Here is a 23,877-nt window from a genome sequence, read left to right as displayed (position 1 = left end):
ACGGACTCAAGTCTGTGGGGAAACACCAATGTTTTTTCCGGCGATAAAACCGGTGGTCCAGGCGTTCTGGAAATTAAAACCACCCGTGATGCCATCGACGTCCAGCACCTCACCGGCGAAAAACAGGCCCGGGTAGGAGCGGCTTTCGAGCGTTTCGGGATGAACGGCCTCCGTCGAAATCCCCCCGCAGGTCACAAATTCTTCCTTGAAGGTACTTTTTCCGGAAACCGCAAAGGTGCTGTTCGACAGCAGGTTGATCAGGCGGTTTTGGGCTTTCGCCGGCAGTTCGGCCCAGCGCTCCGTCGGCGAAATACCGGCTTCGGTGGCTAAGGCGGCCCATAAACGAGTCGGCAAACCGAAAAGCGATTGCGTCACGACCTGCTTTTTGGGATGCTGCTGACGAAACGCCTGAAATTGCTCCCGAATCTGATTTTCGTTGAGAGCGGCCAGCCAGTTGATGCGGATTTCGTGGCGGTAGTCTGCTTCGGCCAGTTCGCGGGCGGCCCAGGCCGAAAGCCGCAAAACCGCCGGACCGCTGAATCCCCAGTGCGTGATCAACACCGGCCCGCGTTGCTCCTGTTTGCTGCCTACAACGCGGATAAGGGCATCGGGCACCGAAACGCCCGCCAGCGACAAGAGCGGGTTGGCGGGCGTATTGAAGGTAAATAAGGAGGGAACCGGTTCCACCAGAACGGTTTGCGAGGAGCCCGATGGGGCAAGCCCCGGAATCCAGCCGTAGGAGGGTGCCTGCGGATAACCGCCTACGGCCAGCAAAACCCGATCGGCCGTGTGTACTTCCCCGGAAAGTGATTCGAGTTGCCAGCGACCGTCGGGTTGGGTCAGGGATTTGACGCCCCAGCTGGTTTTGATGTCAATATTCAACCGGCGGGCTTCCTGGAGTAAACACGTAATAATGGTTTCGGACGAATCCGTAACCGGAAACATACGACCATCCGCTTCGGTTTTCAGGCGAACCCCCCGGTTTTCGAACCAGCGAACCGTTGAAGCGGCATCAAAATGTTTCAGGAGCGGACGCAGAAACGAAGCGCCACGGGGGTAGTTTTTGACCAGAAGCCGGTTGTCGAAACAGGAATGTGTGACATTGCAGCGGCCACCGCCCGAAATCCGGACTTTACTCAGAACGGTTTTGCTTTTTTCAAGCAGGGTAATTTCGGCATCCGGAAAGGTTTCGGCGGCTGTGATGGCCCCAAAAAAACCGGCAGCTCCGCCACCGACAACAACAATTTTCAAGAATGGCATGCGTACCCGGCGATTTGTGGCCTCAAAAAAATAAAATAAATACCAAAATTGGGTATCTGGTAACAAACTTCATCGTTCAACTTTCGATTGTATTCGTAACTTCGCTGCATGTTTTTTCGTTCGCCTTTTCGTGCCAGACGCTATTTCCGGAGTGGTTTTCGGTTGCGTAACAATACGCTGATTCTGCTGTTGATTTTTTTTCTGATCGGTCTTTTTCTGCATTACGGGGGCCGGACCGAGCCCGTTGTGGCCTTCTGGAACGACCTGAAAAGCCTCGTCGGACTCAAATCCGACCGGCGGGCCAGCGAGTCCGCCAATCCGTACCGGGCACCCGAACCCAAACAGGAAGTCGAAGTGGATCATACGGACACGGAAGCGTCGGACGATCGTTCGATGCTGGAAAAAGCCAAATCGAACGGGAAAGCCAACCGGGCGGAACTGCGCGTGGGCGAGGAGAAAAAATTGTTCGATTTTGAAAAACTGGTCGATTTTACGCTCCCGGCTTTCGGGCCAACGGATGCCATTATCCGGCACGATGGCTATACGCTGCGGTACCGGGAGGAATACGAGCAGGCCGACTGGGTATCGTATCCGCTGTTGGAAAACGAGATTTTGGGGGATGCCGAGCGGAAAAACGAACAATTCCAGCCCGACCCGATGATCGAAACCGGTTCTGCCATCTCGTCGGACTATTCCCGCTCGGGCTACGACCGGGGGCACCTGGCGCCGGCGGGTGATTTCAAATTCTCGCAGCAGATGATGCGGCAGACCTTTTACATGAGCAATATCAGTCCGCAAAAACCGGAGTTTAACCGGGGCGTCTGGAAGTCGCTCGAAGAGCAGGTGCGGACCTGGGCCCTGCGCGATAAAGGGCTGTATGTTGTAACCGGCCCGGTTTTGCGTCCCGGTTTGCCGACCATTGGCAAAAAGAACCGGATTGCGGTGCCCGAATACTACTACAAGGTGATTCTGTACTGTAATAACCCGGATATTCGGATGATTGCATTTTTGCTGAAAAATGAAGAATCGACCCGTTCGCTGAAGCAGTTTGTGGTGACGGTCGACGAGGTGGAAAAACGAACCGGAATCGACTTCTTTCCGAAACTTCCGGATCAGTTGGAGCAGCAACTGGAAAGTACCCGACCGTCGATCATGATCGAGAACTGGTTCCGTTTGTAATGACGGTTGAGGAAGTCAAAATAACATTTCAACACGCCATTCCTGCATTCTATAACCCCGACTGTTTCCATCGGCGGCAAAGTTGAATTACTTGTCAGCGATTTCAGTAATTCACTTGTTTTCGCTAATGAACATGTACGCCAAACCGACTCCTTTTTTCTCGTTAAAGAACATTCTGAACGTTGCCCTCAACGGTAACAAAGAGCATGTCGATGCCATTTGCCAGCGGATGGGAATTAATCCCAACGATCTGTACGACTATATGTGTCAGGCGATGGAATACGGAACGGTTTATGAGCAAACGCAACCGCTGGCCGAACAGGCACGAACGATCCTGCTGCGTCGGCTCGACAGCCAGCAGACGGCCCAGATTGAGGAGGTTGCCGACGAGATGGGGTTGTCGGTTCGGTCGCTCCAGCGCCGGTTACAGGCCGAAAATGTGACCTTCCGGGAGATTGTTGACGAGGCTCGCCGGGACATTGCCCTGCGTCTGATTCGCACCAATCAGCATAATATCAACGAAATTGCCTGCGTGATGGGCTACGACGAACCGAGTTCGTTCCGCCGAGCTTTCAAAAAGTGGACCGGCCACAATCCCAAAGCGTATCAACTGGCGACCTGTTAAGGCGGGTGCGGGATTGGTTTTCAGGATACAATTTGAAGCGCACTGAAAAAGGACACCAACCGGAACAAAACACGCTATACGGCGTTTGTACGGCATAACCGAAAACCGTTCTCACCGGAACGGTTTTTACGTTTTAGGTAATTTCCAAAAGAGAAAATTCTGCCTGATAACCGGCAGAATTTTCTGGTTCATAACCTAACGTAATCAATGAAAGCACAAGTCTTTATCGTTTCTTTTCCAGGTCATTCACCCAGTTCTGGGCGAACGCACGAGCCGCCTGCACCGGTTCTTTCCCCATCCGAAACAACAGTTTCCAGTTGCTGGGTTTGTTGCGGTATTCCGGGTTGGCAAACTCCAGTTTAGACCCCCGTTGCATCAGCTGGGCGTTGAAATCCACACTTCCGGCCAGGGCAATAAAAGCGTTGAGACGTTGTTTCAAAACTGTGTTCAGATCCGATGCGGCTTTGTAGTCGGCGAGCCGTTTCTGGTAATCAGCGGCTTCCTGTTTGGAGCGTTCGAGGTCTTCTTCCATCTTACCCATGCTTTGCGCTTTCTGCTGATTGAGCATGCGGTCGAGGCTGGCGATGTACTGTTTTTTGAATTCCTCCGGTTTCGTTTTGGAGAGCGCCTGCAATCGTTTCAACTCCCCCAGTTCTTTGGCTTTGGCCGCTTTTTCGTTGCCTTCGGCTTCGGGAATCTCCTGCTGCAGGGTCTGCATCTGGGTTTGGAGCATCATCACCAGTGTGGCGGGCGGCATCTGACTGTACATATTCTGCATCATGGCCGCCTGTTGATCGTAGGCCGCCTTCAGGTCGTCCATGGTCGTAGCCTGCGTTTGGGTGGTTCCCTGGCTTTGCTCGTCAATGACGCCGTATTTGCTTTTCAGCCACATCTGGTAGCGGTTTTTAAAATCGTCCGAACTGACAAAGGAGCGAATGACGCCACCCATTGACTGAACAGCTGCGGCCCGCGAACCCTCCGGAATGTTTTTGGCCAGTTGCCGGACTCGCGACGAATACGGGGCGACGAGCTCACCGGACGTGAGGTTGTTGAGGGCGGTTTGTTTCACCTGCTCAGGGGTCAGGCCGAGGTCGGTCACAATGTCGCCGGATCGGGCGGCAATCCACCCGCCGGCGACCACTATGAACGCTACTACAAAAAAGTTCTTTTTCATCAGACCCATCGTCTTAGTTGAATCGAGCCGTCAAACCGACGCGGAGCACCGCTACGCCGTAGCCGATTTCACCAAAACCGCCGAATTTTTCCGAAAACATATACCGCGAACCCAGATGGAGTCCCAGAAACAAAGAGTTACCATAAGGACTGTAATAGTCACGCGAAGAACCGTATGAATCGCTGTACGAGGACGTCCGCAGGCCGAGGGAAATCCCCGCGTACGGATCAAATTTGCTGTCACTGACATTCAGGAGCTCACCGAAATGGTAGGTACCCCGGGCCGTGAAAAACAGGAACGTATAGTTCCACCGGTAGCCGCCACTGTTGTAGCCATACCGGGCAAAATCGAACGAACCGCCGACGGATATGTTGTCTTTTACCGTGTATTCGAAGGAGGCTCCAATGGGCAGACCCCGGTAGGTGTAGGTTCCCAGCCCCACTCCGGCATTCAGAAATTTTTCGCCTTTTTCGATGGTTTGTGCCTTGGCAGAAGGCATGAGGGCAATGGCAACCAGCCACGCCAGCAGCGTCAGGAGTGTTAACTTTTTCATGTTTTTGTAGTAGTTGTTGTTTAAACGGATCGGTTTGAAGGCCGATCACGGATACAAAGGTACCGGCAAAAACCGGTCGGGCGTCTGTCATTTTACGCAGAAAACCGGCATTTAACGACAGTTCCCAACCGGTTACTCAGTAAAAAATCCGGAGGGCCGGATCCGGTTACCAGCTCGTGGTTTTAAAGGAGCTTCCTCCGATCATCAGCCACCTGCCGTCTTCCGTGAATTGGTAGGAATAGGTTTTCTGCTGCTGCTTCAGTTCCTCCTGGGTGGCTTTCCGGTTGAAGTTGCGATTGGAAGCGCAGGAGTAAAAACCGCGGTAGGTCCCTTCGGCGGGCGTGATGGTGAAGGTGCTGGCGGCTTCGTCGAAATCCACTTTTCCCTTCAAATACGTCAACGATTCGGTCCGGCAGCCGTAGTCATTGGCAACCCCGATGTAAAACATCTCGAAGTGGCCGCTGGTCATGAAGTTAAAGGCAACGGACTGTTCGAAGGGATTGCCCTGGTAGCTGCCGTCGTAACCCCAGAAGTTGGCCATCGCAAAATTTCCGTGGAGCCATTTACCCGCCAAATCGCCCGGGACAAAACCGCCGGGGCCGGGTTCGGACTCTTTCTTGCAACTGATGGAGCAGATACTCAGGACGAAAAGGGCCAGCAACGGCCAGATCATTTTTTTCATGATGTGTTGGTTGGTCAAAAAGAAACTTAACAGGTAAGAAGGGTCCGTCGCTGACTGGCAATTCGTTGCCCGGCAGCGTGTTGCCCGGTCTGGCGAACCGGTGGCCGCAGGGGTTCGCCCAGCACGTCGGCAATGTATTTTTCGCAGAGTTCGTTCGGGTTATACGTCATGAATTCGTTCCGGAGTTTTACCACGTTCCGGCGGTAGACGGGGTTGTTCAGCAGGTTTTCGACCTGTTTCCGGATTTGGGCGGGCGAGGGGTTTTCCGTTTTCAGATTGACCCCCAACTTAAAGTAACCGATCCGGGCGGTAATCTCGTTTTTGCCCTCGTTAACGCCCGCTGCTACCATTGGCAACCCATGCTGAATGCCCAGCATCACCCCGCCATAGCCCCCATTGGTGACATAGACGTCGCAGTGCGGCATGATTTCGTTAAAGTCGACGAAATCCTCGATAATCAGATTTTCCTGCGGAAAACGGGCGCGTAACGCATCGGTCTGCGAACCGCCCGTAGTCGCAATGACGAGATAAGGAGACTCCTTGAACGCTTCGAGCGTGGGGACAATGATTTTTTCGGTATCACGTTCTACAGTGCCCTGCGTAACCAGAATGACTTTGCGGTATTGTTTTAGGTGAGGATACCGCGTGAATGATCGCCGGATGCCCTGGCTGTAGGGCAGGAGCGGGCCAACAAACCGCACATTGGGGCTCATGTCTTTGCGCGCGTATTCAAAACCGGGTGCCCCACTTTGAAGATACAGATCGGCACTCCGGATGAACGCATCGAAAACAAAATCGGATGTGGGCACCAAACCATGCTGTCGCAGATACCGGTTGTACAGATCGGTGCAGGGTTTAAAAAAAAGATGCTTCGTGAGGTAACGCAGGGCAGCCTGCACGTGTTTCCCCCAAAAACCGCTGGCCGGTTCAAGACCCAGACCAGCCGGTGGCAGGTCGCACGAGCTTTCGGAAAGCGGGACAATGCCAATGGTGACGACCGGTATTTCCAGGACCTGTTTGACGATGGGAGCCGCAGAAAACAGCGTGTCACAAAGGAGCAGTTCAAACGGAAACTCCTGGTAAATAGCAATCAGATCGGCCACAAATTCGGGGGCGCGGTTCAGAAAAACTTCCTCAAAATCAAACCGCAGCCGGGCCAGTTTCCCCTTAATGTACTTCCGTTGCGGATACAAATCCTCAAACGTATCCTGATTAACTACTTTTGCCCTCCGGAAGGGGTAAGTCGGAAAACCGAGTTTTTCAGCCTTGGTCCGGTAGCGCCCGCCCGTATACCAGCGGACATCGTGCCCCAGTTCCTGAAGGTGTTTGGCAATTCCGGTCAGCGGATTGAAATGGCCGTCGGCGGGAATGCAGGCAACTAAAATTTTCTTAGCGTTCATGTGTTGTTGTTTGAAAAGGTAAGGCAATAGGGGATCGCCACCCGGTAAAACCGGGGGTAGGAGAAGGAGGAAGCCGGCCGGTTCAGAAGCCTGCCGGGCCGGTAAAACCGTTAAATCACCGTGGAATAGGTGGGCGTAATGCAGTAGTAATACAGACAGGAGTGCCCCGACTGGTTGCGCAGGGTATGGCGCGTTCCGGCCGGCACCGTCAGGGACTGGCCGGTCGTCAGCCGGATCCAGCGGTCGCCGACAAAAATTTCGAGTTCACCGTATTCAACCGAGAAATATTCCTCTTCTTCGGAATGCGTGTGCAGGGCTGTTCCGGCGGCTCCGGCGGCCAGCCAGACCACGCCGGAATCGATCGTGGAATGTGGAAGCGTGGGAAGAAACCAGTACTTGACCCCGCAGGTGGCTTCCAGATCGATGTCTGCTTCCCGAATGGCGACGTGCGACAGGTTGAGGGTGGCTTGTTGCGTGGCGAAATTGTTCATGGGTGTCTTTAGCGTATGTTGTTTACAAATAGGTCGAAGGTGTTTACCTCACGCTACAAAGGTGACAACGTATCGCTTATTCCTCAAGACCGTCTTCGGTGAACAAGTAACTTTCGGCGGTGAACTGTAAACTTTGTGGGGTGAAATAGGGGAAGGGAGCCTATACGGTTTACGGGGAATGGTTTACGGGATTCGGTTTTTCGCAGGAGCGAAAAAAGCGGTGTTGCGTAACCCAAAACTATACACGGCATACTGAAAACCGTATCCCGAATCCCGTACACCCGTCTTACGTTTTCTGCTTTTTCTTTTTCGCGGCCGGGAAGAGGATGTTGTTGAGAATCAGGCGGTAGCCGGCAGAGTTGGGGTGGAGGTTCAGGTCGGTGGGTTCTTCGTTGATTTCGTGCCGGTAGTCCTCCGGATCGTGTCCCCCGTAGAAGGTAAAGAAGCCTTTGCCGTACGGAGCGTGGATGTAGCGTGCTTCGTTGGCGGCCCGGTTTTCGGCCAGCACCACCACTTCCGGTTTGATCAAGCCTTTCTTAAAAGCCGTGGTCTGCCCCATGAACCCTTTGATGATATTCAGGTGGTTCTGAGTCAGCATGGTCGGAATAGGATCCCATTTGGCCGAAAACTGAAAGAGCGTGAAGTAATCATTCTGTTCGATCAGGCCGCGCTCTTCGGGCTGGTTGTCGATGTTGGAAAACTCGATCTGGTACGGATTGATGTAGACCTGAAAATTGCGGAAAGCCATCGTCTGGCTGTAGTCCAGTTTGCTATTGGCCGCCGGATCAGCCGCGTCGCCGTCGTAGATCGACTCGGCGATGTCGGTATTGTGGGTGGCCAGCGCAATGTCGTAGGTGTCCGTGGCGTTGCACATGGCGAACATATAACCGCCCCCCAGGCAGTAATCCCGGATTTTTTGGGCAACATGGCGTTTCAGGTCGGACACTTTGTTCATGCCGTACTTTTTGGCGATCAGTTCGGCTTCGCGCTTCTGCGCCTGGTACCAGGGCTGGTCGCGAAACTGAAAAAATTTACCATATTGTCCCGTAAAATCTTCGTGGTGAAGGTGCAGCCAGTCGTACTGGGCCAGTTTACCATCCATCACTTCTTCGTCGAAAACCGTTTCGTAAGGAATTTCGGCGTAGGTCATCACCAGCGTAACGGCATCGTCCCAGGGCTGCTTGGTTTTGGGCGAATAGACGGCTACTTTGGGGGCTTTCTGCAATTTAACCGCGTCCATATTGGCATCCGGTGACGATACTTCGGCCAGAATCTGGTTGCTCTGTGCGTCGGAAATCACCTCGTAGCTGACCCCGCGAATCACCATTTCATTGACAAATTTCTGGGTGTGGGGCATCATAAAACTGCCGCCCCGGTAGTTCAGAAGCCAATCGATCTCGGTATCATACTGCCGCAAAACCCAGTAGGCAATGCCGTACGCTTTCAAATGATTCTTTTGACTTTCATCCATTGGAATCAGGATTTTCGACGCCCAGGCCGGGGTCGTTAATGCCAAAATCAGGATGAGCGGTAATAGCAGCCTTTTCATCGGTAATCGTTTATTTGCCGTTTTCAGTAGCTTTGTAACTATACGTATTCAACGAAGATAAGCAATATTTATGCTAATTGTTACAAGAAGTGCGGGATTGAAACCGGCCCATGGACACAATCTGACCGATAGCGATCTATGAATTTAATCGAAAATATCCGTGAAGGGCTGCGGTCGATCATTTCCAATCGGCTGCGCACCATTCTAACGTCGCTGATCATTGCCATTGGCATTACCTCGCTGGTCGGTATTCTGACGGCCATCGACGGCTTGCAAAGCTCGGTGGATAACAGTTTTGCCGGTTTGGGCGCCAACACCTTCGACATACGCGGGCCGCAGATGTTCCGCCGGTTTGGGGGGCGGACGGAAAAGCGCGTGCCGCCGATCGATTATCACCAGGCCATGACGTTCAAACGCCGGTTTCAGAAAGGAGAGAACATTGCCGTATACGCTTCGGTGACGGGGGCGGCCCAGGTAAAATATGCTTCCAAGAAAACCAATCCGAATATTCAGCTTATTGGTGTAGATGATAATTATTTGGGTATCAAGGCCATGAAGCTGCAATCGGGTCGAAACTTTTCCGCTACCGACCTGGATAACTCCCTGAATGTAACCCTGATTGGCAGTGAGGTAGCCAAAACGCTGTTCGAGCAAAACCAGAATCCGCTCAACAAGGAAATCAATATTCTGGGCGGAAAATACAAGGTGATTGGGGTTCTGGATAAAAAAGGCGGTTTTTCGGGTGGGGGTGAAGACCGGGTCGTGCTGGTTCCGCTGGAGAATGCCCGGGCGATGGCCGCCAACCGAACGCTGACATTCGACATCACGGGTTCGGTGCCGAATATGGCCGATGCCGAAACGGCGGTGGGCGAAGCCCGCGGCCTCATGCGCCTGATTCGTCGGGACAAACTGGGGCGGCCGGATTCGTTCGAAATCCAGCGCGCCGATGAGCTGGCGAAAGACTTTGAGAATATTTCCGGTTACCTTCGAATCGGTGGGTTTGGGATCGGTTTTATCACCTTGCTGGGGGCTTCCATTGCGCTGATGAACATTATGCTGGTGTCGGTTACCGAACGGACGCGGGAGATTGGCATTCGGAAGTCGTTGGGCGCGACCCCGAAACGCATCCGGGAGCAATTTCTGATTGAAGCGATTGTGATCTGTATTCTGGGCGGGTTGGGCGGTATTGTTCTGGGAATCGGGATCGGAAACATCATTTCGTCCATTGTGAGTCAGGGAAACGGCAGCTTTGTTGTTCCGTGGCTTTGGATGGGCGTTGGAATTCTGGTGTGTGTGTCAGTTGGTTTATTTTCAGGGATTTATCCGGCCTTCAAGGCGTCCCGGCTTGACCCGATTGAAGCTCTGCGGTATGAGTAATACCGTCCGGCAGGGCGCTAAAACCGCTGTTGTTGAATGGAATCCGGCCTTACCGGGTCTTATGGTCCAAAAAAATATTCCGGATTCATTGTTCAATATTCCGTAAAAAAACTACTTTTGCACCCACGTTCGCTGAGCGGCGCGCCGTGAGTATGCCGGGATGGCGGAATCGGTAGACGCGTTGGTCTCAAACACCAATGTCTGCAAGGGCATGCCGGTTCGAGTCCGGCTCCCGGTACAAGTAACATCTTACAAAGATCTGATTTTCAGTGATTTGTAAGGTGTTTTTGGTTTGTGCCCTCCCGATTTTCCGACTTGATCCGGATCAAGTCGGAAAATCGGGAGGGCGTTGTATTTTTTGGATCAAATCCAAAAATTGTGGAGTGCATTAACAGTCGTTCCAGTATCCGCTTGGCGTAGGCCAAACACAATTTGGGCCTCCGTGAATTTGGTTTTCTTCATGACGATTTGTTTGATTTAAGTTAATCCAAATCGCCCGATTTCTCTACTTTTAAACGGCTCAGTTTTCTGGGAGGACCTCACTATCAAGAAGGATTCCCTTTTTGATAGAACAAATAACCCCTCCTAGCTTCCTGTTTAGTAACCTATTGAGTACAGATGTCTGGTGAAGGACAGTAGATATAAAAAAGAATTTAACGGAAGCGTACCAACAAGCCAATGGAGACGCAGCCCAGCGCAATGCCGACCCATTCGCGCAGGGTAATCTTTTCCTGGAAAACAAACAGACTTAGCACTAAAGTCAGAGCAATGACCCCGAACGAATGAAGCAGTCCAATGGTAAACAACTTGAATGAGCGCATCATGTAAAACCAGCCAATGGCCGTCGTACCATACATCAGACCGCCTGTTAGCAGCCAGGGCCACCCATCCATACCGGCCTGCAAGGAGGCTTTTTTAATTAGGTAATCGGCCAGCAGGGAAAACACTTCCAGACTCACCAGGATCAGCACCCATTTCGTTAGTTCGTTCATAAAGCAGGGGCATACTGGTGGAGCAACTGAAAAAAGGCGTCATTCTCTGCTGATTTAATGCCAAGCAGGTGCTGAGGCTGATTGAGCAGAATAGGTCGAATGTCGGCTAGCCGTAGCCGTAAATCGGCCTGATAGGAGTTTACTTGTGAGATAACCCCCCGACACTTGGGGGCGCCACAACGGCAATCGAACGACTCAAAATGGCCAAAGTAACCGTAGTAATCCTCCACAATCTCTTCGTCGGCTTCAATCGTTCGGTAGGCGATGCTGATGTTGTCGAACTCCAGAATGCCCGTTGAGTTAGGCGCGCAGGAGTGGTTGACATACTTTCCTTCGTCCCAGGGAATGATGACCCGGTTTTGGTAATCGAGATAACTGTAGACGTTTAGCTTCTGCTGCTGAATGGCATCAAGGGCGAGGTAGTCGGAAAGCGGAATCTTGGCGTCGATATCGTCGGCGATCCACAGGATGGCCCCCCGCTCAAAGCGTCGTTTAGCAAATAAGCCCAGTCCTTTGGGTGTAACATTGATGTAGGTATCGGGGTGAATCATGTGAATGATAACTGGTTGGTGATCGATAAAACGTTACTTAAAATCCTTTATAAGCTTAACGTAGTCTACTGAGTAAGCAAGTCCGTTGCCTACTTACCAGACTATGAGTCGGCGTAATTACGTTGTTTTAGGGGAGCACGATTTTGACAACGGTCGCCTGCGGGTCAGCAGTGGGCAACAAACCGCTACGCTGAAGGTGCTCAAGCCCTGAGATGATCAAACGACTTCTGACTGAACTTGTGTAAACGTTCGTGAACCGATAGTCCAGCAAAGTCTTACCGGGCTGTCGGTTTTCTTTTGTCGAAAAGGGAGACAAACGTATAAGGCCCGATTTGCAACCTGTACCTTTCCGAACCTCTCCTTAGTCCATCCCACCATCGCTACCCAGTTGCCAAAAATAGGGTTTAGAAAGTAAGTTCTAAAATAAATAGGTATTTATCTTAGTGATAATGACTTCCTGAACCCATGAACAAAATTTTTGGCTATGCCCGCGTCTTAACGCTCGATCAGAATCTGGATACCCAACTCGATGCCTTACAGAAAGCAGGCTGTGACGAAATTTTCCAGGACAAGATCACAGGCATCAGCACGAGCCGACCGGCTCTGGACACGATGCTGGCCCAACTGCGTTCGGGTGATACGGTAATGGTCGCCCGCTTTTTTCGTTTAGGTCGTAGTCGGGATCACCTAATCAGCATACTGGGAGAGTTCGCCAAAAAGGACATTCACTTCAAGGCACTGGACTTGGGGGTGACAGTAGCACGCCGGCTGGCAAGTTGGGCTTGCAAATCTTTACCGCTCTAGCTGAGTATGATCGGGAGAGAATTCTGGAGAAGACGCGAGCAGGGCAACTACTAACCTAAGTTGTATGATACAAGTTTATTTCGTAACGAAGACTTCACCTACCGCGAATTAATCGAGCAGGGCAAAACATTGCAGAAAAAAGAGCAGCCTAAAAAAACGGACTTCCACGGCATGGTTGAAAACAAAAATGCCCGGTAGCAGCGCTTCCGGACATTCCCACCATCGTAAAGTAAAGATTTTTCCTATAGCCTATTAGAATTTATTCCCCCAAAGATGGCTCCTGAACGGGGTTCCCCCAGCCCTTGGTTTCCTGAACCAATCGGTTTCAGTCTGATAGACCAGAATTGCAGGCAAAGGGTTGCAAACCAGCGGGTGGCATTTAGCTATTGAGAAGACGGCGCCGGTTTGGGCGGTTGCGAAGCGAAAAGCCCCGGTTTGGCCGGGGCTCTCATTTTTAGGACAGAGAAAAAAAAGTACGGTAGGTACGGTAAAAAAAGCGAAAATGGAAAATCAGACGTAAAGCCACCCCATCAGGATAAACGTAGATCAATCAACTCCTGGTCAATCTGCTGTTTCAACTGAACCAGAACCTGACTGTGGTGATGTTTTTTTTGCAATCGCTCCCAGAACTTGGATGGGGCCACGGGCTCGCCATCCACATTCGATTCTGCCAGCAGAAATGTTAATGTATCCAGTACGTGTTGTTGCAAACGGGTGAGTTTATATACCGTTTGCGGATTTGATGAAGGAATTTGTTCCAACTTTTCAATAAGATCAAGCAAATCGTCATGCTGGTGCTGGATCTGGTTTACCATCGTCAACCAGCGGGTTTCAATCACTGTCTGACTGGGTAGGTTGGTATTCATATTTTTAAACATAAAAACAGCGCCGTATTATCAAGTCAAAATAAATTTCGCTGAAATACTGCGTAAAAATACTCATGTATTTTTGTAAACCAAATTTCCCGTGGAGATTTTTTGGATTTTATTTTGAGGGTATCCAATTTGTAATGAGTCGATTGGAAATGGCTAGACGTAGATCATTTTTCGGGAAATTCCACCGTCGACAACGAAGTTCTGACCGGTAATAAATGAGTTGGAATCGTTGATTAGAAAGAGAATCATCCGGGCGATGTCGTCGGCCTGCCCAACGCGTCCGGCGGGATGCTGGCTGTGATCTTCGGGCCGCAGGGTTTCGTTGCGTGCCTTGCCTTTTTTCTTCAACGCCGATACATCGATCCAGCCCGGACTGATGCAGTTGACCCGGACGGCGGGGCCCAGGCTAACCGCCAGGGAGTGCGTCAGCGCAAGAATACCGCCTTTCGATGCGGAATAGGCGAATGTATCCGGTTCGGACTGGAACGCCCGGGTGGAACACAGGTTCACGATGCTGCCCAGTTGCTCGGTCAGGTGAGGGGCGGTATATTTGGAACAGAGAAAGGTGCCGGTCAAATTGGTTCCGATGACGCGATTCCATTCTTCCAGGGTGAAACGATCCAGGGGTTTATCAACCATGATCGCAGCATTATTGATGAGATGGTTAATCTGGCCGAACCGATCCAGGGTGGCCCGAACGGCATTTTTTACCGCCGTTTCGGAGGAAATGTCGCAGTTGATGACGAGCGCTTTGGAATTGGCCGCTTTCATGGCTTCACTAAATTCTTCGAGCGCTTCGGCATCATTCTCCCAGACCGCCACCCGGTAGCCATGGGTCAACAGATACTGTGTCGTTACGCGTCCGATTCCCTGCGCTCCTCCAGTCACAATTACAGTTTGCATAAGCGGATAATAACAGTTTGTTGTCCGCTAACTTACCGACGGATGTTGAAAATTGCTTATAATCCTATCTACCGACACCCGCTGCCCGAAGGCCACCGGTTTCCGATGGCGAAATACGAACTGATTCACGATCAACTCGTATACGAGGGTACCTGCCGACCGGAGAACTTCTTTTCCCCCGCTGAGGTGGACGATCGATGGGTGCTGATGGCGCATACCGCAGCCTATGTTCGTCAGTTAAAAACGCTGACGGTTCCGGCGGTTATGCAGCGCCGAATCGGTTTTCCGGTAACGTCGGGTCTGGTCCGTCGGGAATGGACCATTACGCAGGGCACCATCGATTGCTGTCACTTTGCCCTGACCGATGGGGTCGCTCTGAACATTGCGGGGGGAACGCATCACGCCTTTCCGGATCGGGGAGAAGGTTTTTGCCTGCTAAACGATGTGGCCGTTGCGGCCTTTTATTTACTCGACCGCAAACTCGCCCGAAAAATCCTCATTATTGATCTCGATGTTCACCAGGGAAACGGAACGGCGGTTATTTTCCGGCATGAGCCCCGCGTCTTTACATTCAGCATGCACGGGAAAGAAAATTACCCGTTGCAAAAAGAGTTGTCTGATCGGGATGTTGAAGTACCGACCGGAATCGATGATGGGGCGTATCTAAATCTGCTGTCTTCGACCTTGCCGCAGCTATTAAAAGAACAAAAGCCCGATTTTCTGTTTTATATTTCCGGTGTCGATATACTGAAATCAGACCGGCTTGGCAAACTGAATGTTTCGCGAGAAGGGTGCAGGCTTCGGGATGAATTCGTTTTCAGTCAGGCACTTAACGCCGGTTTGCCCATGGCGGTCTCGATGGGAGGAGGCTATTCGCCCCGCCTGGCCGATATTGTGGAAGCGCATTGTAATACGTTCAGGGTGGCAGAAAAACTTTACTTTTAAGGCCAGAATCTCATTTTTAGTGGTGTACTGGAAAGAATAACCTACAGATCCATGAAAAAACCGTATTTAATGCTCCTAGTCGGAGGGGCGCTGTCCACGTCGGTTTTTGCCCAGCAAACCGCCCCTCCGTCGGAAGAAACGCAACGACGTCTGCGCAAAACGGAAACCCGGACGACCACGACGGCACTCTACCCCGACCGGGATTCGATCCTGGTCCTGCTCAAACGCCGAATGGGTGGTTTGCACCCCGGTGCCGGGGCAGCAGAGAGCCTGAATGCCTGGTTTGTTGACGATGCGAAAATAACCGCTGCCGATGGAAGTACGCAGGCACCGGCCGCCTACCAGGCATCCGCTGGAAAAATCAGGTACCAGAATTACCGGGTTCGGAAGCTGGAGATCAATGAAAAGACCGCGCAAGCCGTTGAAGTATACACGTTTTCTCCTGTTGAGGCTACAACGACAGCTCCCCAAACCGCATCTGTTACCAGCCAACTGCGAAAAGACCCAGACGGCCGGTGGCGGATTACGGCAATGAAAATCACGACGAAGTAAATTAGTACCTGCCTATTCACGGACCATGATGAGTCGTTATCGTTTTAGCATTGATTTGGGGGAAACCTTTACGGATTTTGTAATACTTGACGAAGCCGGACGACTTTCTATTAAAAAGATTCCAACGACCCTTTACGATTCAGTCGGAAATCTCGTCCAGGAGATTGGTCATTTTCTGGCGGAAAAGCAAATTGGGGTAGCGGAAGTGGAAGCGCTGGTGGTGGGAATGAGCGTCCATATGCAGCCGGCAATGGCTATCAACTGCCTGCGTGAGCTGGAATCCTTGCTGCAGGCTGCGGGCTGGCGGACGCCGATGAAACTCGTTACTGGTCACGGAAAAGTGGTAACTATTGATGAGGCCGCTGATGACCCGGAATCCATTCTGTCGCCCCGAATTGGTGGCTTGATGACCGGGCGGTATTTTGGAGAACAACTGGAGCAAAAAAATCTGATTGTGCTGCGAATCGGGGGTTCATCGGCTTTTGTCTCGCTGCAAACCGATTTTTCGCCCCGCTCGCCGAGTTCGCTGGATCAATCGCTTGATTACCAGGTTAAAAGCTTCGATATTGGCGGGAATAGTTACCTTGGGATCGGTGAAAATGGCAACCTGGAATTGTTGCCTGAACACGCCACCCCCGGCCCGGGTCCGGCCTGTTTCGATCGCGGGGGGGAATACCCGACCCTGACGGATGCGGATTTGGTTTTGGGATTTCTGAACAAGAATTATTTTCTCTACGGGGCAATTCCATTAAAGCTGGAGCTGGCTAAAAATGCCATTTTTAAACACCTGGCAGAACCGCTTGGCATTTCGGTCGAAGAAGCAGCCATGCGGGCATCCAACGAAATCGAGGCCACGATTGCAACCCGGATTCGTGCCTTAACCCATAGTACACCGGCCAGGCTGGAAACGTACAGTCTGCTGGCATTTGGGGGCGCGGGGCCGGTGCATGCGTGCGAAATTGCCCGTTTGCTGGGGATAACGCAGGTGGTGGTGCCGGTGGGAGCCGGGGTTTCGTCGGCGCTGGGTTATCTGCTCGTTCTGGCCGAAAACGACCCGGACTGGGCAATTCCGGCTACCTTGCAACGAGCCGGTTATTATAACCCGTCAAACCGGTCCGGTGATTTCCACGCTTTGAAAGGCTACCGCTCAGTCTACTACGAGAAAGACCTGACTCCGTGTGGTTGTCCGATTTATGATCGGGCCGGTATTCGGGCTGATGACACCCTTTCAGGCCCGGCCATTATCGAAGGCCCGGAATCGACCGTCGTGATGCGGGAAAAAAGTTACGCCCGTATGGATCAGTTCCGGAATCTGCGAATTTACCTTCGGTAGAAGGCCGCGAAACGAATAAAGCGCAACCACAGGGCGTTCCTCCCGGGCTGGGCGGGCTTTTTTCTTAGGAATTATAAATCGAAAACGAGGCAATACAATCGAATTTACGGACCCGGGCATTCGTGCGGGAGCGGGCAAAGACATGCAGCGTCGACCAGCCTTTTACCGGGACTTTAAACAGAAGATGATCCTGGTTGCCAAAGCGGGAAACCGCCACGGGCATCTCCACGCCTTTGGATTGCCCAAACCGGCTGACCGTGCAGAGGTATTCCACGGGTTGTTCATTTAGGAGCCGTAGTTCCGCCAGGCCCGACGTTCTAATCTGGCCATTTCGCGGGAAGTCCGGCCCAAAACCCAGTTGAAAATACGGATCGTATAGTTTCGGAAACCGGTCGAATTCCGATTTGCTGAGGGGTTGATTGAGAAGTTGCCAGGCGGTTTCGGCCGGAAAGTGTTGCGATACAAAGAGTTCGGGGGGCGTCAGGAAATAAAAGTCGTTACTGATTTCGCCATCGGCCGCCGTCGTGACCGCCCACGCCAGATCGAGCAAGTACCAGTCATCATCAATTTTGACGGCATTCCATTCGTGATCCACCACGCGCACGGGATGACCGGCTTCCTTATCGTCGGTTCGGGCATATCCCCGGATGGAAACCGACGGTACATTCGCTCGCTTTAGTAAATACTTGAAAAGCAGGGCATAACCAGTACATAAGCCTTTACGCTGCCGGAGAACCCGGTTGGCATACTCCAGTTCTGAATAATATTTCTGGGAACTTCGATTGGCTACGGCCGCCAGATCATACCGGATATGGGACACCATCCAGGCATAAATCACCCGAACTTTGTCCATATCGGTCCGGGCCGGTGCTGTCAGGTAATCCGACAGGCTGGCAATACTCCGGGTATACGACTCGGGGGTATTCCGGGCATAGTAATCAATCCGACTATAATTTTCGGCAGCCGGTGCGACGGACGCGGGGCGGAGTCCGAGGCAAAAAACCAGTACGAGTACGATGGGCAGGAATCGACGACACATATTCTTTCACACTTCGTCGATAAAACAGAAATGCGGGCCGGTTTATTGTTGTCCGTTTCATGATTCATGCCGTGCGTAACAGACCATCGACGGGTGCCGGGTTTCAGTAGCCTCAGTTGCAGGCAAGTAGCCCATAAAACCGCATAAAAAAACCTGAGGACGATGAAACGTCCTCAGGTTTTTTTAGGGTATTGAACGACAATAAGTTAGGAGCGTGCCAGCTTCAGAACCGGGAATTGGCGTTGCAGTAAATAATAGCCACCGAACAAAATCGTGCTGAATGTCAGGTCGCCCAGCACGCCGTTCAGGAAAAAGGATTGACCGTTGTAAAAAGCCAGACCGGCCAGGTAACTGGCCATCAATCCCTGGGGAGTTTGCGGGTAGAACGTGTTGTCGAACCAGTACACGAAGTTCGTCGTCAGGAAAAATAAAACGGAAGCCAGGAAGGAGGCTGTTGCCACCCGACCGACGGTAATTTTCCGGAGCAGCACCAGGCCGAGGCCCCAGATGAGTGTAAAGGACCCGTAGACAACCCACATGCCATCATGGAAACCCAGAAACGGATCGCTCAGGAGCATGGCTGCCAGTGGAACCACCAGGCCCAGCCATTTGCGATCGAACGTTGCCGCTCCAAAAAGGGCCAGAGCCGCAACCGGTGCGAAATTTGGCGGATGAGGAAACAGCCGACTCAGGACGGTCAGTAAGACAATGGTGGCCAAAGACACCGTACGAATGTGAATATGCTTCATGGCGTGAAGTTACACGGAAAATTAAAAACTGTCAAAGCATGAATGCATCGGGATATTCAAACCCCGGTTTTTACCTTATATTTTCCGGGCGTTCCTCCCCTTTGAGGATCCGTAAGCGAAGTGATCACCATGGAAAAAGTTTTTAGTGTAAACTGGCATTCTGTTTTTATTCCGGACACGTCGGTGCTGGAAATGATCGTTCGGGGAACCCTGACGTACTGGTTCGTTTTCCTGTATCTCCGGTTTTTCCGCCGGGGCACCGGTCAGCTCAACCTCAGCGATTTACTGCTGATCACCATGATCTCGGATGCCGCCCAGAATTCAATGGCCGGGCCGTACGAATCGGTTACCGAGGGCCTGGTGCTGGTCGGTACGCTGGTGTTCTGGGATTATCTGCTCGACTGGCTGGGGTACCGTTCGCTATTCTTCAAAAAAATCGCGGAACCCGATCCCATTCTGCTGGTGAAGAACGGGCAGCTGATGCGCCAGAATATGAAACGCGAAATGATTTCCGAGGACGAACTGATGGGTATTTTACGCGAAAACGGAGTGGAGGATTACCGAACCGTCCGGATGTGTTACCTGGAGGGGAGTGGTAACATCAGCGTTATCGGAAAAAAGCATGGGAAATGAGGCCGCAATGCAGTCCTGCTTTGCGGCCCTACCCGGAACTCCATCAGTTGTCAGTAGAACAGCGTAAAGGTTTCGGCCATCAGCGGAGTTGATAAACGATGAGAATATCTTTCACTTTGTCCCGAACGCGTTTTAAACGCATCTTGACCGCACTGTCTTTTACCTGGAGCGTTAAGGCCATTTCGCGGATGTTCATGTTGTCCTGGTACTTCATTCGGAGGTACATCGACTCGCAGGGGGCAATTTTCTCCAGAATCAGATCGATTAGTTGGTACCGTTCCTCCAGATGGATATAATCATTGGTTTCAGCCAGCGTTCGGGCGATTTCATGATCCAGCTCCACCCAGTCGCTGCGCCGGCGATTGAGTTTCATCCGGTCCATGCAGTAGTTGGTTGAAACGGTATAGAGCCAGGTAGAAAAAGTTGATTTTTCCTTAAAGTTGTGCAAGCCAGATAAAACCCTCACGAAGATGTCCTGCATGAAATCCTCCGCATCGACCGGATCTTTCGTGATGGTCAAACAACGGCGGTAGACCTTGTTTGAATAGCGTTTGTAAAGTTGACCAAAATAGTCACTTTTTTGGGTAGCAAGGTAATACCGTACCAGCTCCTCGTCGGTATGACGGCAAGTGTTCATAAGTTGATAGCTACAGAGGATTAATTACTTTGTAGAATTGGTAACTTTTTACTGAACACAAAGAGGAGGCTGACCCTTTGAGTAGTTAAGTCGATCGAATACTCGATGAATCAAAACTATTGATTGTCTATACAAATGTCAAGACTTTTGTCATATTTGTAGAATAATCAATAAAACCATTTTGTCGTCAAAAAAAGCGGAGAGTTGGATTGTTTGGGGTAGGAAGGCGGTTTTTTACCCAAAGGGTAGGATTTTGGCCATTCGTCTGCCGGTTTTAATAAAATGAAAGTTCTTTAATAATTTATAACGTCGCCACAGGTAACCGTCCGTGAAGTAACATGATGAAAAATGATCAAACCCTTTTACCTTTGCCGAACTAATAGAAAGCAGGTATATTCCCTCTCGAAAATTGACAATACGTTAAAATGGTACAAAACGACGAGCTAATTCGAATTATTGATTTACTCAATACAACCTACGAAGGAGAGGAAGCATGGCATGGACCGTCGCTGGTGGAGGTATTGAGCGGAGTCTCGCCCGAAATGGCCGGCCATCGGTTGACGCCCAATACGCATTCGATTGCGGAACTGGTTTTTCACATGACCAGCTGGCGGATTTTCTGCGTAAAAAAAATGCAGGGCGATAAGGATTTCGATATCAAAACACCCGAAAAAAACTTCGGTTCCCTGCAGGTAATCGACGATTTCGAGTGGGAAGCCCTGCAAATGGAGCTGAGTCTGAGTCAGGAGGAACTGATCAATGAACTCGATAAACGGGATGATGACGAGTTTCTGGAAGACATCGTGCCCGGTCGCGACTATACCTATTACGACCTTCTGCACGGCGTGATCAATCATGATACCTACCACTCGGGCCAAATTTCACTCATCAAAAAAGGGCTGAAATTCAAAGGACTGGATGAGGATCATTCCCGTGATGAGTACGGTTCCGGCTATGGGGATGATTTTGATGACTATTGACACCCGGTTTTCGTCCATGGATTCATTTCGCCACCTTTAGCTTTCCATCCCTTGAATTACTGGCTTGTCAAATCCGAACCGGATGCCTATTCGTGGAACGACTTTGTGAAGCAGGGTAAAGCCGTCTGGGACGGTGTCCGGAATTACCAGGCACGCAACAACCTGGCTTCCATGCGCCTGGGCGACCAGGTGCTGTTTTACCACAGTGTAACCGGCAAAGAAATTGTCGGTCTGGCGAAGGTCAGCCGGGAGTCGTATCCCGATCCGACGATTCCTGAAGATCCCCGGTGGGTAGCGGTCGAGCTTGAGCCGGTTTCCGAATTTCCGAAAACCGTTACCTTGCAGCAAATGAAAGCTGACCCATCCTTGCAGAACCTGCCGCTGTTCCGACTTTCGCGGCTTTCGGTGGTGCCAATTACCCCCGTTGATTTTGCGTATATTTTAAAACTTTCGAATGCATCCGAATAATCTGGACCTGCTTTCTCCCGAAAACTGGCCTTCCTACGAACTGATCGATTCCGGCGGTTTTGAGAAACTGGAGCGGTTTGGTCCCTTTACCCTCAGTCGCCCGGAGCCCCAGGCCATCTGGCCCAAATCACTGCCCGAATCGGAATGGCAACAGCTGGCCACGGCGGTTTTCAAACGGGATAAAGGTTCGCAGGAAAAAGGAGAATGGTTGCTGCGTCCTAAAATGGTGGAAAAATGGTTCATTCCCTACCAGCAATCGTCGCTGAACCTGACCTTTAAATTGTCGTTATCGTCGTTTAAGCACGTCGGTATCTTTCCCGAACAGGCCGTCAACTGGACGTATATTCAGCAGAAAGTTTCGGCTTTGCCGGTTGAAAAACCGCGGGTTCTGAATCTGTTCGCCTATACCGGAGCCGCTTCGCTGGCGGCCCGGCAGGCCGGGGCCGACGTGACGCATGTGGATGCCGTCCGGCAGGTGATTTCGTGGTCGCGGGAGAACATGGAAGCGAGCGGTCTGGATAACATCCGCTGGGTCGTGGAAGATGTCCTGAAATTTGTCCGGCGGGAAGTGCGTCGGGGAAATACCTATCATGGGTTGATCCTGGATCCACCCGCCTACGGTCGGGGACCGGAAGGCGAGAAGTGGCTCCTGGAAGAGCACCTGCCGGAATTGCTACACGCCTGTTCGGACCTGCTGGATCGCGAAAACTACTTTTTGATTAGTAATCTGTACTCCCTCGGTTTTTCAGCCCTCATTCTTGATAATCTGATGACGGCCTATTTCAAAAACCGCCCGAACGCCGAACTCGGGGAACTTTATTTGACCGACCGCTTTGCCAAGCGTTTGCCACTCGGCGTTTTTTATCGGTTTTCCTCTCATTAATCGGCTATATTTGCAACAGAAAATACGGTATTGATCTTGATTGGCGGTTTCTGATCGGAAAGAATGGGCAAGTTCTGGAGCCTTTGTTGGTTGATTGGGTTGAGTTTGTTGGTGGCTTGTACGGAGGATGACCAGCAGCAGACCCGCATTCCGGCAGTGCCCGAAAATTCGGCGGATACCCGGAATCAGGCCGCCCTGGAAGCACTGACCCGGGCGATCAACCAGAGCAGTCCGGCTTCCGCCTACGCCAAGCGGGCTGCGGTTTACCGCGATCTGGGAAAAAGCGAAGAAGCCCTGGCCGACATCAATGAAGCGCTGGAAAAGGAAAATAATGAAGGCCGGTACCACCTGATTAAGGCCCAGATTTTACGCCAGCGGGACCAATATGCCGATGGCCTGGAAAGTGCCCTGCGAGCGGAAGGGCTGGGCGTAAACACCCCCGAATTATACATCGTTATCGGGGATTTGCTGCAGCAGGAAAAGCAACTTGATCGCGCCCGGTTTTACCTGCTGAAAGCCCTGCAAATGGCGCCGTTCGAAGGAGAAGCCTTTTATTTCAACGGCCTGGTTGCGGCCAAATCCGGCGACACGGCCCGGGCCATTACCTATTATAACCGGGCCCTGAGTCTGAAACCCCGGTTTTTAAAACCGTATGTGCAGCTCTCCATTATTTATTCGGTGCGGGGCGATTTTGCATCGGCTATTGCCTTTAACAAACGCGGAACGGCCTATTTCCCGAATGATCCGGGGTTGCTGTATGCGCTGGGCCATATTTTCCAGCAAACGTCGGTGGAAGACAGCGCCTATTTTTTTTACCAGAAAGCCCTGCGGCTGGACCCGTCAATGATTCAGGCCCAGGTGCAATCCGGTCTGGTGATGATGAAACGGCGTAACCTGGAACGCGCCCTCTGGCATTTCGACCAGGTGCTGAAACTGGACCCGAAATACCCCCGAATTACCTATTTTCGGGCCCTATGTTACGAACAAATGCGGCAGTGGGAACAAGCGGTTAGTCTTTACGCGTTAGCCATGCAGGACAATCCGGCCGACCAGCAGGCTTACTATGGCTACTGGCGGGTTCAAAAGCGAAAAACCGGTGGTGAAGAAACGGATCTGTCGTACGACGACCACGCAAACGTATCTCCCCGTTCGGGTCCGGTACTGGACACGACGCGGGTTCGCATCATGATGATCCAGCCCCGAACGCGGTTTCCGCGCGATTCATCGAGAAATTAAATCCAAT

At 51.7% G+C, this 23,877-nt stretch carries 25 protein-coding genes, 1 tRNA gene and 1 pseudogene; 13 read left to right on the top strand and 14 right to left on the bottom strand.

Annotated features, from left to right (window positions below; genetic code table 11):
* Positions 1-6: 6 nt before the first annotated feature.
* Entirely contained in the window at positions 7-1,260 is a 1,254-nt protein-coding gene (locus ACFPMF_RS04105; RefSeq protein ID WP_379841387.1) for a BaiN/RdsA family NAD(P)/FAD-dependent oxidoreductase, read from the bottom strand.
* A gap of 108 nt (positions 1,261-1,368) precedes the next feature.
* On the opposite strand from ACFPMF_RS04105, the gene ACFPMF_RS04100 reads away from it, so the two are divergent.
* Both ACFPMF_RS04100 and ACFPMF_RS04095 read left to right on the top strand, forming a co-directional pair.
* On the top strand, positions 1,369-2,439 hold the full coding sequence (locus ACFPMF_RS04100) for a DNA/RNA non-specific endonuclease (protein ID WP_379841385.1): 1,071 nt from the start codon (positions 1,369-1,371) through the stop codon (positions 2,437-2,439).
* A 127-nt stretch (positions 2,440-2,566) separates the two neighbouring features.
* Complete coding sequence (locus ACFPMF_RS04095) at positions 2,567-3,064, top strand: helix-turn-helix domain-containing protein (protein ID WP_379841383.1); 498 nt, start codon at positions 2,567-2,569, stop codon at positions 3,062-3,064.
* 223 nt (positions 3,065-3,287) lie between these two features.
* Here the strand turns inward: ACFPMF_RS04095 and ACFPMF_RS04090 are convergent, their stop codons facing one another.
* From ACFPMF_RS04090 to ACFPMF_RS04065, 6 genes are all read right to left on the bottom strand, one after another.
* Positions 3,288-4,238 carry a hypothetical protein gene (locus ACFPMF_RS04090; protein ID WP_379841381.1) on the bottom strand — a complete coding sequence of 317 codons (951 nt, stop codon included), beginning with the start codon at positions 4,236-4,238 and terminating at the stop codon, positions 3,288-3,290.
* A gap of 13 nt (positions 4,239-4,251) precedes the next feature.
* Positions 4,252-4,791, bottom strand: coding sequence for a hypothetical protein (locus ACFPMF_RS04085; RefSeq protein WP_379841379.1), 540 nt, complete (start codon positions 4,789-4,791; stop codon positions 4,252-4,254).
* 166 nt (positions 4,792-4,957) lie between these two features.
* On the bottom strand, positions 4,958-5,473 hold the full coding sequence (locus ACFPMF_RS04080) for a globin family protein (protein ID WP_379841377.1): 516 nt from the start codon (positions 5,471-5,473) through the stop codon (positions 4,958-4,960).
* 26 nt (positions 5,474-5,499) lie between these two features.
* Positions 5,500-6,873, bottom strand: coding sequence for a glycosyltransferase (locus ACFPMF_RS04075; protein WP_379841375.1), 1,374 nt, complete (start codon positions 6,871-6,873; stop codon positions 5,500-5,502).
* A gap of 110 nt (positions 6,874-6,983) precedes the next feature.
* The gene (locus tag ACFPMF_RS04070; RefSeq protein ID WP_379841373.1) at positions 6,984-7,364 is read right to left on the bottom strand and encodes a cupin domain-containing protein; all 381 of its coding nucleotides are present in this window, start codon (positions 7,362-7,364) and stop codon (positions 6,984-6,986) included.
* A gap of 286 nt (positions 7,365-7,650) precedes the next feature.
* Positions 7,651-8,913, bottom strand: a complete 1,263-nt coding sequence (locus ACFPMF_RS04065) for an asparagine synthetase B (protein ID WP_379841371.1) — start codon at positions 8,911-8,913, stop codon at positions 7,651-7,653.
* 138 nt (positions 8,914-9,051) lie between these two features.
* Between ACFPMF_RS04065 and ACFPMF_RS04060 the strand changes: the two genes are divergently transcribed.
* Entirely contained in the window at positions 9,052-10,290 is a 1,239-nt protein-coding gene (locus ACFPMF_RS04060; RefSeq protein WP_379841369.1) for an ABC transporter permease, read from the top strand.
* A 154-nt stretch (positions 10,291-10,444) separates the two neighbouring features.
* Positions 10,445-10,528, top strand: a tRNA-Leu gene (locus ACFPMF_RS04055).
* Positions 10,529-10,943: 415 nt separating this feature from the next.
* On the opposite strand, the gene ACFPMF_RS04050 is transcribed toward ACFPMF_RS04055, so the two are convergent.
* Positions 10,944-11,282: a hypothetical protein gene (locus tag ACFPMF_RS04050; RefSeq protein WP_379841367.1), complete on the bottom strand. Its 339-nt coding sequence runs from the start codon at positions 11,280-11,282 to the stop codon at positions 10,944-10,946.
* Positions 11,279-11,833 (bottom strand): SET domain-containing protein, encoded by a 555-nt coding sequence (locus ACFPMF_RS04045; RefSeq protein ID WP_379841365.1) that lies wholly within the window; start codon positions 11,831-11,833, stop codon positions 11,279-11,281. The genes ACFPMF_RS04050 and ACFPMF_RS04045 overlap by 4 nt, the downstream gene beginning before the upstream one ends.
* Before the next feature lie 465 nt (positions 11,834-12,298).
* On the opposite strand from ACFPMF_RS04045, the pseudogene ACFPMF_RS04040 reads away from it, so the two are divergent.
* A pseudogene (locus ACFPMF_RS04040) lies at positions 12,299-12,696 on the top strand (recombinase family protein).
* Between the two features lie 471 nt (positions 12,697-13,167).
* Here the strand turns inward: ACFPMF_RS04040 and ACFPMF_RS04035 are convergent.
* Both ACFPMF_RS04035 and ACFPMF_RS04030 read right to left on the bottom strand, forming a co-directional pair.
* Positions 13,168-13,503, bottom strand: coding sequence for a hypothetical protein (locus ACFPMF_RS04035; protein ID WP_379841363.1), 336 nt, complete (start codon positions 13,501-13,503; stop codon positions 13,168-13,170).
* Positions 13,504-13,665: 162 nt separating this feature from the next.
* Positions 13,666-14,415 (bottom strand): SDR family oxidoreductase, encoded by a 750-nt coding sequence (locus ACFPMF_RS04030; protein WP_379841361.1) that lies wholly within the window; start codon positions 14,413-14,415, stop codon positions 13,666-13,668.
* Positions 14,416-14,457: 42 nt separating this feature from the next.
* On the opposite strand from ACFPMF_RS04030, the gene ACFPMF_RS04025 reads away from it, so the two are divergent.
* Genes ACFPMF_RS04025 through ACFPMF_RS04015 form a run of 3 tightly spaced genes read left to right on the top strand, consistent with a single transcriptional unit; the run spans position 14,458 to position 17,245 of the window.
* Positions 14,458-15,360, top strand: coding sequence for a histone deacetylase family protein (locus ACFPMF_RS04025; RefSeq protein WP_379841359.1), 903 nt, complete (start codon positions 14,458-14,460; stop codon positions 15,358-15,360).
* Positions 15,361-15,411: 51 nt separating this feature from the next.
* A complete protein-coding gene (locus ACFPMF_RS04020) occupies positions 15,412-15,912 on the top strand; it encodes a hypothetical protein (RefSeq protein ID WP_379841357.1) in 501 nt (166 codons plus the stop codon).
* Positions 15,913-15,940: 28 nt separating this feature from the next.
* Positions 15,941-17,245 (top strand): hydantoinase/oxoprolinase family protein, encoded by a 1,305-nt coding sequence (locus ACFPMF_RS04015; RefSeq protein WP_379841355.1) that lies wholly within the window; start codon positions 15,941-15,943, stop codon positions 17,243-17,245.
* Between the two features lie 64 nt (positions 17,246-17,309).
* Here ACFPMF_RS04015 and ACFPMF_RS04010 read toward each other — a convergent pair whose 3' ends face one another.
* Both ACFPMF_RS04010 and ACFPMF_RS04005 read right to left on the bottom strand, forming a co-directional pair.
* Positions 17,310-18,284 carry a transglutaminase domain-containing protein gene (locus tag ACFPMF_RS04010; RefSeq protein ID WP_379841353.1) on the bottom strand — a complete coding sequence of 325 codons (975 nt, stop codon included), beginning with the start codon at positions 18,282-18,284 and terminating at the stop codon, positions 17,310-17,312.
* A 206-nt stretch (positions 18,285-18,490) separates the two neighbouring features.
* Entirely contained in the window at positions 18,491-19,033 is a 543-nt protein-coding gene (locus ACFPMF_RS04005) for a DUF6580 family putative transport protein (protein WP_379841351.1), read from the bottom strand.
* Between the two features lie 129 nt (positions 19,034-19,162).
* Here ACFPMF_RS04005 and ACFPMF_RS04000 point away from each other — a divergent pair, with 129 nt between their 5' ends.
* Complete coding sequence (locus ACFPMF_RS04000) at positions 19,163-19,666, top strand: DUF421 domain-containing protein (RefSeq protein ID WP_379841349.1); 504 nt, start codon at positions 19,163-19,165, stop codon at positions 19,664-19,666.
* A gap of 79 nt (positions 19,667-19,745) precedes the next feature.
* On the opposite strand, the gene ACFPMF_RS03995 is transcribed toward ACFPMF_RS04000, so the two are convergent.
* Complete coding sequence (locus ACFPMF_RS03995; RefSeq protein ID WP_379841347.1) at positions 19,746-20,303, bottom strand: RNA polymerase sigma factor; 558 nt, start codon at positions 20,301-20,303, stop codon at positions 19,746-19,748.
* A 425-nt stretch (positions 20,304-20,728) separates the two neighbouring features.
* On the opposite strand from ACFPMF_RS03995, the gene ACFPMF_RS03990 reads away from it, so the two are divergent.
* The 4 genes from ACFPMF_RS03990 to ACFPMF_RS03975 all read left to right on the top strand — a co-directional run bounded on the left by ACFPMF_RS03990 (position 20,729) and on the right by ACFPMF_RS03975 (position 23,870).
* Positions 20,729-21,283: a DinB family protein gene (locus ACFPMF_RS03990; RefSeq protein WP_379841345.1), complete on the top strand. Its 555-nt coding sequence runs from the start codon at positions 20,729-20,731 to the stop codon at positions 21,281-21,283.
* Positions 21,284-21,334: 51 nt separating this feature from the next.
* Positions 21,335-21,751: an EVE domain-containing protein gene (locus tag ACFPMF_RS03985; protein WP_379841343.1), complete on the top strand. Its 417-nt coding sequence runs from the start codon at positions 21,335-21,337 to the stop codon at positions 21,749-21,751.
* Positions 21,738-22,634 carry a class I SAM-dependent methyltransferase gene (locus ACFPMF_RS03980; RefSeq protein WP_379841341.1) on the top strand — a complete coding sequence of 299 codons (897 nt, stop codon included), beginning with the start codon at positions 21,738-21,740 and terminating at the stop codon, positions 22,632-22,634. The genes ACFPMF_RS03985 and ACFPMF_RS03980 overlap by 14 nt, the downstream gene beginning before the upstream one ends.
* A gap of 63 nt (positions 22,635-22,697) precedes the next feature.
* Positions 22,698-23,870, top strand: a complete 1,173-nt coding sequence (locus ACFPMF_RS03975; RefSeq protein WP_379841338.1) for a tetratricopeptide repeat protein — start codon at positions 22,698-22,700, stop codon at positions 23,868-23,870.
* The last annotated feature ends 7 nt before the right edge of the window (positions 23,871-23,877 follow it).

The organism is Larkinella bovis (assembly GCF_042655385.1).
Taxonomy (GTDB): Bacteria; Bacteroidota; Bacteroidia; order Cytophagales; family Spirosomataceae; genus Larkinella; species Larkinella bovis.
The sequence above is the reverse complement of the archived record's forward strand: the minus strand, read 5'-3'. Positions and strand labels throughout refer to the sequence as shown.

What these genes read in the sequence shown, in the direction of transcription:
- ACFPMF_RS04105 (WP_379841387.1), bottom strand. Translation starts at nt 1,260, where the DNA reads ATGCCATTCTTGAAAATTGTTGTTGTCGGTGGCGGAGCTGCCGGTTTT.
- ACFPMF_RS04100 (WP_379841385.1), top strand. Translation starts at nt 1,369, where the DNA reads ATGTTTTTTCGTTCGCCTTTTCGTGCCAGACGCTATTTCCGGAGTGGT.
- ACFPMF_RS04095 (WP_379841383.1), top strand. Translation starts at nt 2,567, where the DNA reads ATGAACATGTACGCCAAACCGACTCCTTTTTTCTCGTTAAAGAACATT.
- ACFPMF_RS04090 (WP_379841381.1), bottom strand. Translation starts at nt 4,238, where the DNA reads ATGAAAAAGAACTTTTTTGTAGTAGCGTTCATAGTGGTCGCCGGCGGG.
- ACFPMF_RS04085 (WP_379841379.1), bottom strand. Translation starts at nt 4,791, where the DNA reads ATGAAAAAGTTAACACTCCTGACGCTGCTGGCGTGGCTGGTTGCCATT.
- ACFPMF_RS04080 (WP_379841377.1), bottom strand. Translation starts at nt 5,473, where the DNA reads ATGAAAAAAATGATCTGGCCGTTGCTGGCCCTTTTCGTCCTGAGTATC.
- ACFPMF_RS04075 (WP_379841375.1), bottom strand. Translation starts at nt 6,873, where the DNA reads ATGAACGCTAAGAAAATTTTAGTTGCCTGCATTCCCGCCGACGGCCAT.
- ACFPMF_RS04070 (WP_379841373.1), bottom strand. Translation starts at nt 7,364, where the DNA reads ATGAACAATTTCGCCACGCAACAAGCCACCCTCAACCTGTCGCACGTC.
- ACFPMF_RS04065 (WP_379841371.1), bottom strand. Translation starts at nt 8,913, where the DNA reads ATGAAAAGGCTGCTATTACCGCTCATCCTGATTTTGGCATTAACGACC.
- ACFPMF_RS04060 (WP_379841369.1), top strand. Translation starts at nt 9,052, where the DNA reads ATGAATTTAATCGAAAATATCCGTGAAGGGCTGCGGTCGATCATTTCC.
- ACFPMF_RS04050 (WP_379841367.1), bottom strand. Translation starts at nt 11,282, where the DNA reads ATGAACGAACTAACGAAATGGGTGCTGATCCTGGTGAGTCTGGAAGTG.
- ACFPMF_RS04045 (WP_379841365.1), bottom strand. Translation starts at nt 11,833, where the DNA reads ATGATTCACCCCGATACCTACATCAATGTTACACCCAAAGGACTGGGC.
- ACFPMF_RS04035 (WP_379841363.1), bottom strand. Translation starts at nt 13,503, where the DNA reads ATGAATACCAACCTACCCAGTCAGACAGTGATTGAAACCCGCTGGTTG.
- ACFPMF_RS04030 (WP_379841361.1), bottom strand. Translation starts at nt 14,415, where the DNA reads ATGCAAACTGTAATTGTGACTGGAGGAGCGCAGGGAATCGGACGCGTA.
- ACFPMF_RS04025 (WP_379841359.1), top strand. Translation starts at nt 14,458, where the DNA reads ATGTTGAAAATTGCTTATAATCCTATCTACCGACACCCGCTGCCCGAA.
- ACFPMF_RS04020 (WP_379841357.1), top strand. Translation starts at nt 15,412, where the DNA reads ATGAAAAAACCGTATTTAATGCTCCTAGTCGGAGGGGCGCTGTCCACG.
- ACFPMF_RS04015 (WP_379841355.1), top strand. Translation starts at nt 15,941, where the DNA reads ATGAGTCGTTATCGTTTTAGCATTGATTTGGGGGAAACCTTTACGGAT.
- ACFPMF_RS04010 (WP_379841353.1), bottom strand. Translation starts at nt 18,284, where the DNA reads ATGTGTCGTCGATTCCTGCCCATCGTACTCGTACTGGTTTTTTGCCTC.
- ACFPMF_RS04005 (WP_379841351.1), bottom strand. Translation starts at nt 19,033, where the DNA reads ATGAAGCATATTCACATTCGTACGGTGTCTTTGGCCACCATTGTCTTA.
- ACFPMF_RS04000 (WP_379841349.1), top strand. Translation starts at nt 19,163, where the DNA reads ATGGAAAAAGTTTTTAGTGTAAACTGGCATTCTGTTTTTATTCCGGAC.
- ACFPMF_RS03995 (WP_379841347.1), bottom strand. Translation starts at nt 20,303, where the DNA reads ATGAACACTTGCCGTCATACCGACGAGGAGCTGGTACGGTATTACCTT.
- ACFPMF_RS03990 (WP_379841345.1), top strand. Translation starts at nt 20,729, where the DNA reads ATGGTACAAAACGACGAGCTAATTCGAATTATTGATTTACTCAATACA.
- ACFPMF_RS03980 (WP_379841341.1), top strand. Translation starts at nt 21,738, where the DNA reads ATGCATCCGAATAATCTGGACCTGCTTTCTCCCGAAAACTGGCCTTCC.
- ACFPMF_RS03975 (WP_379841338.1), top strand. Translation starts at nt 22,698, where the DNA reads ATGGGCAAGTTCTGGAGCCTTTGTTGGTTGATTGGGTTGAGTTTGTTG.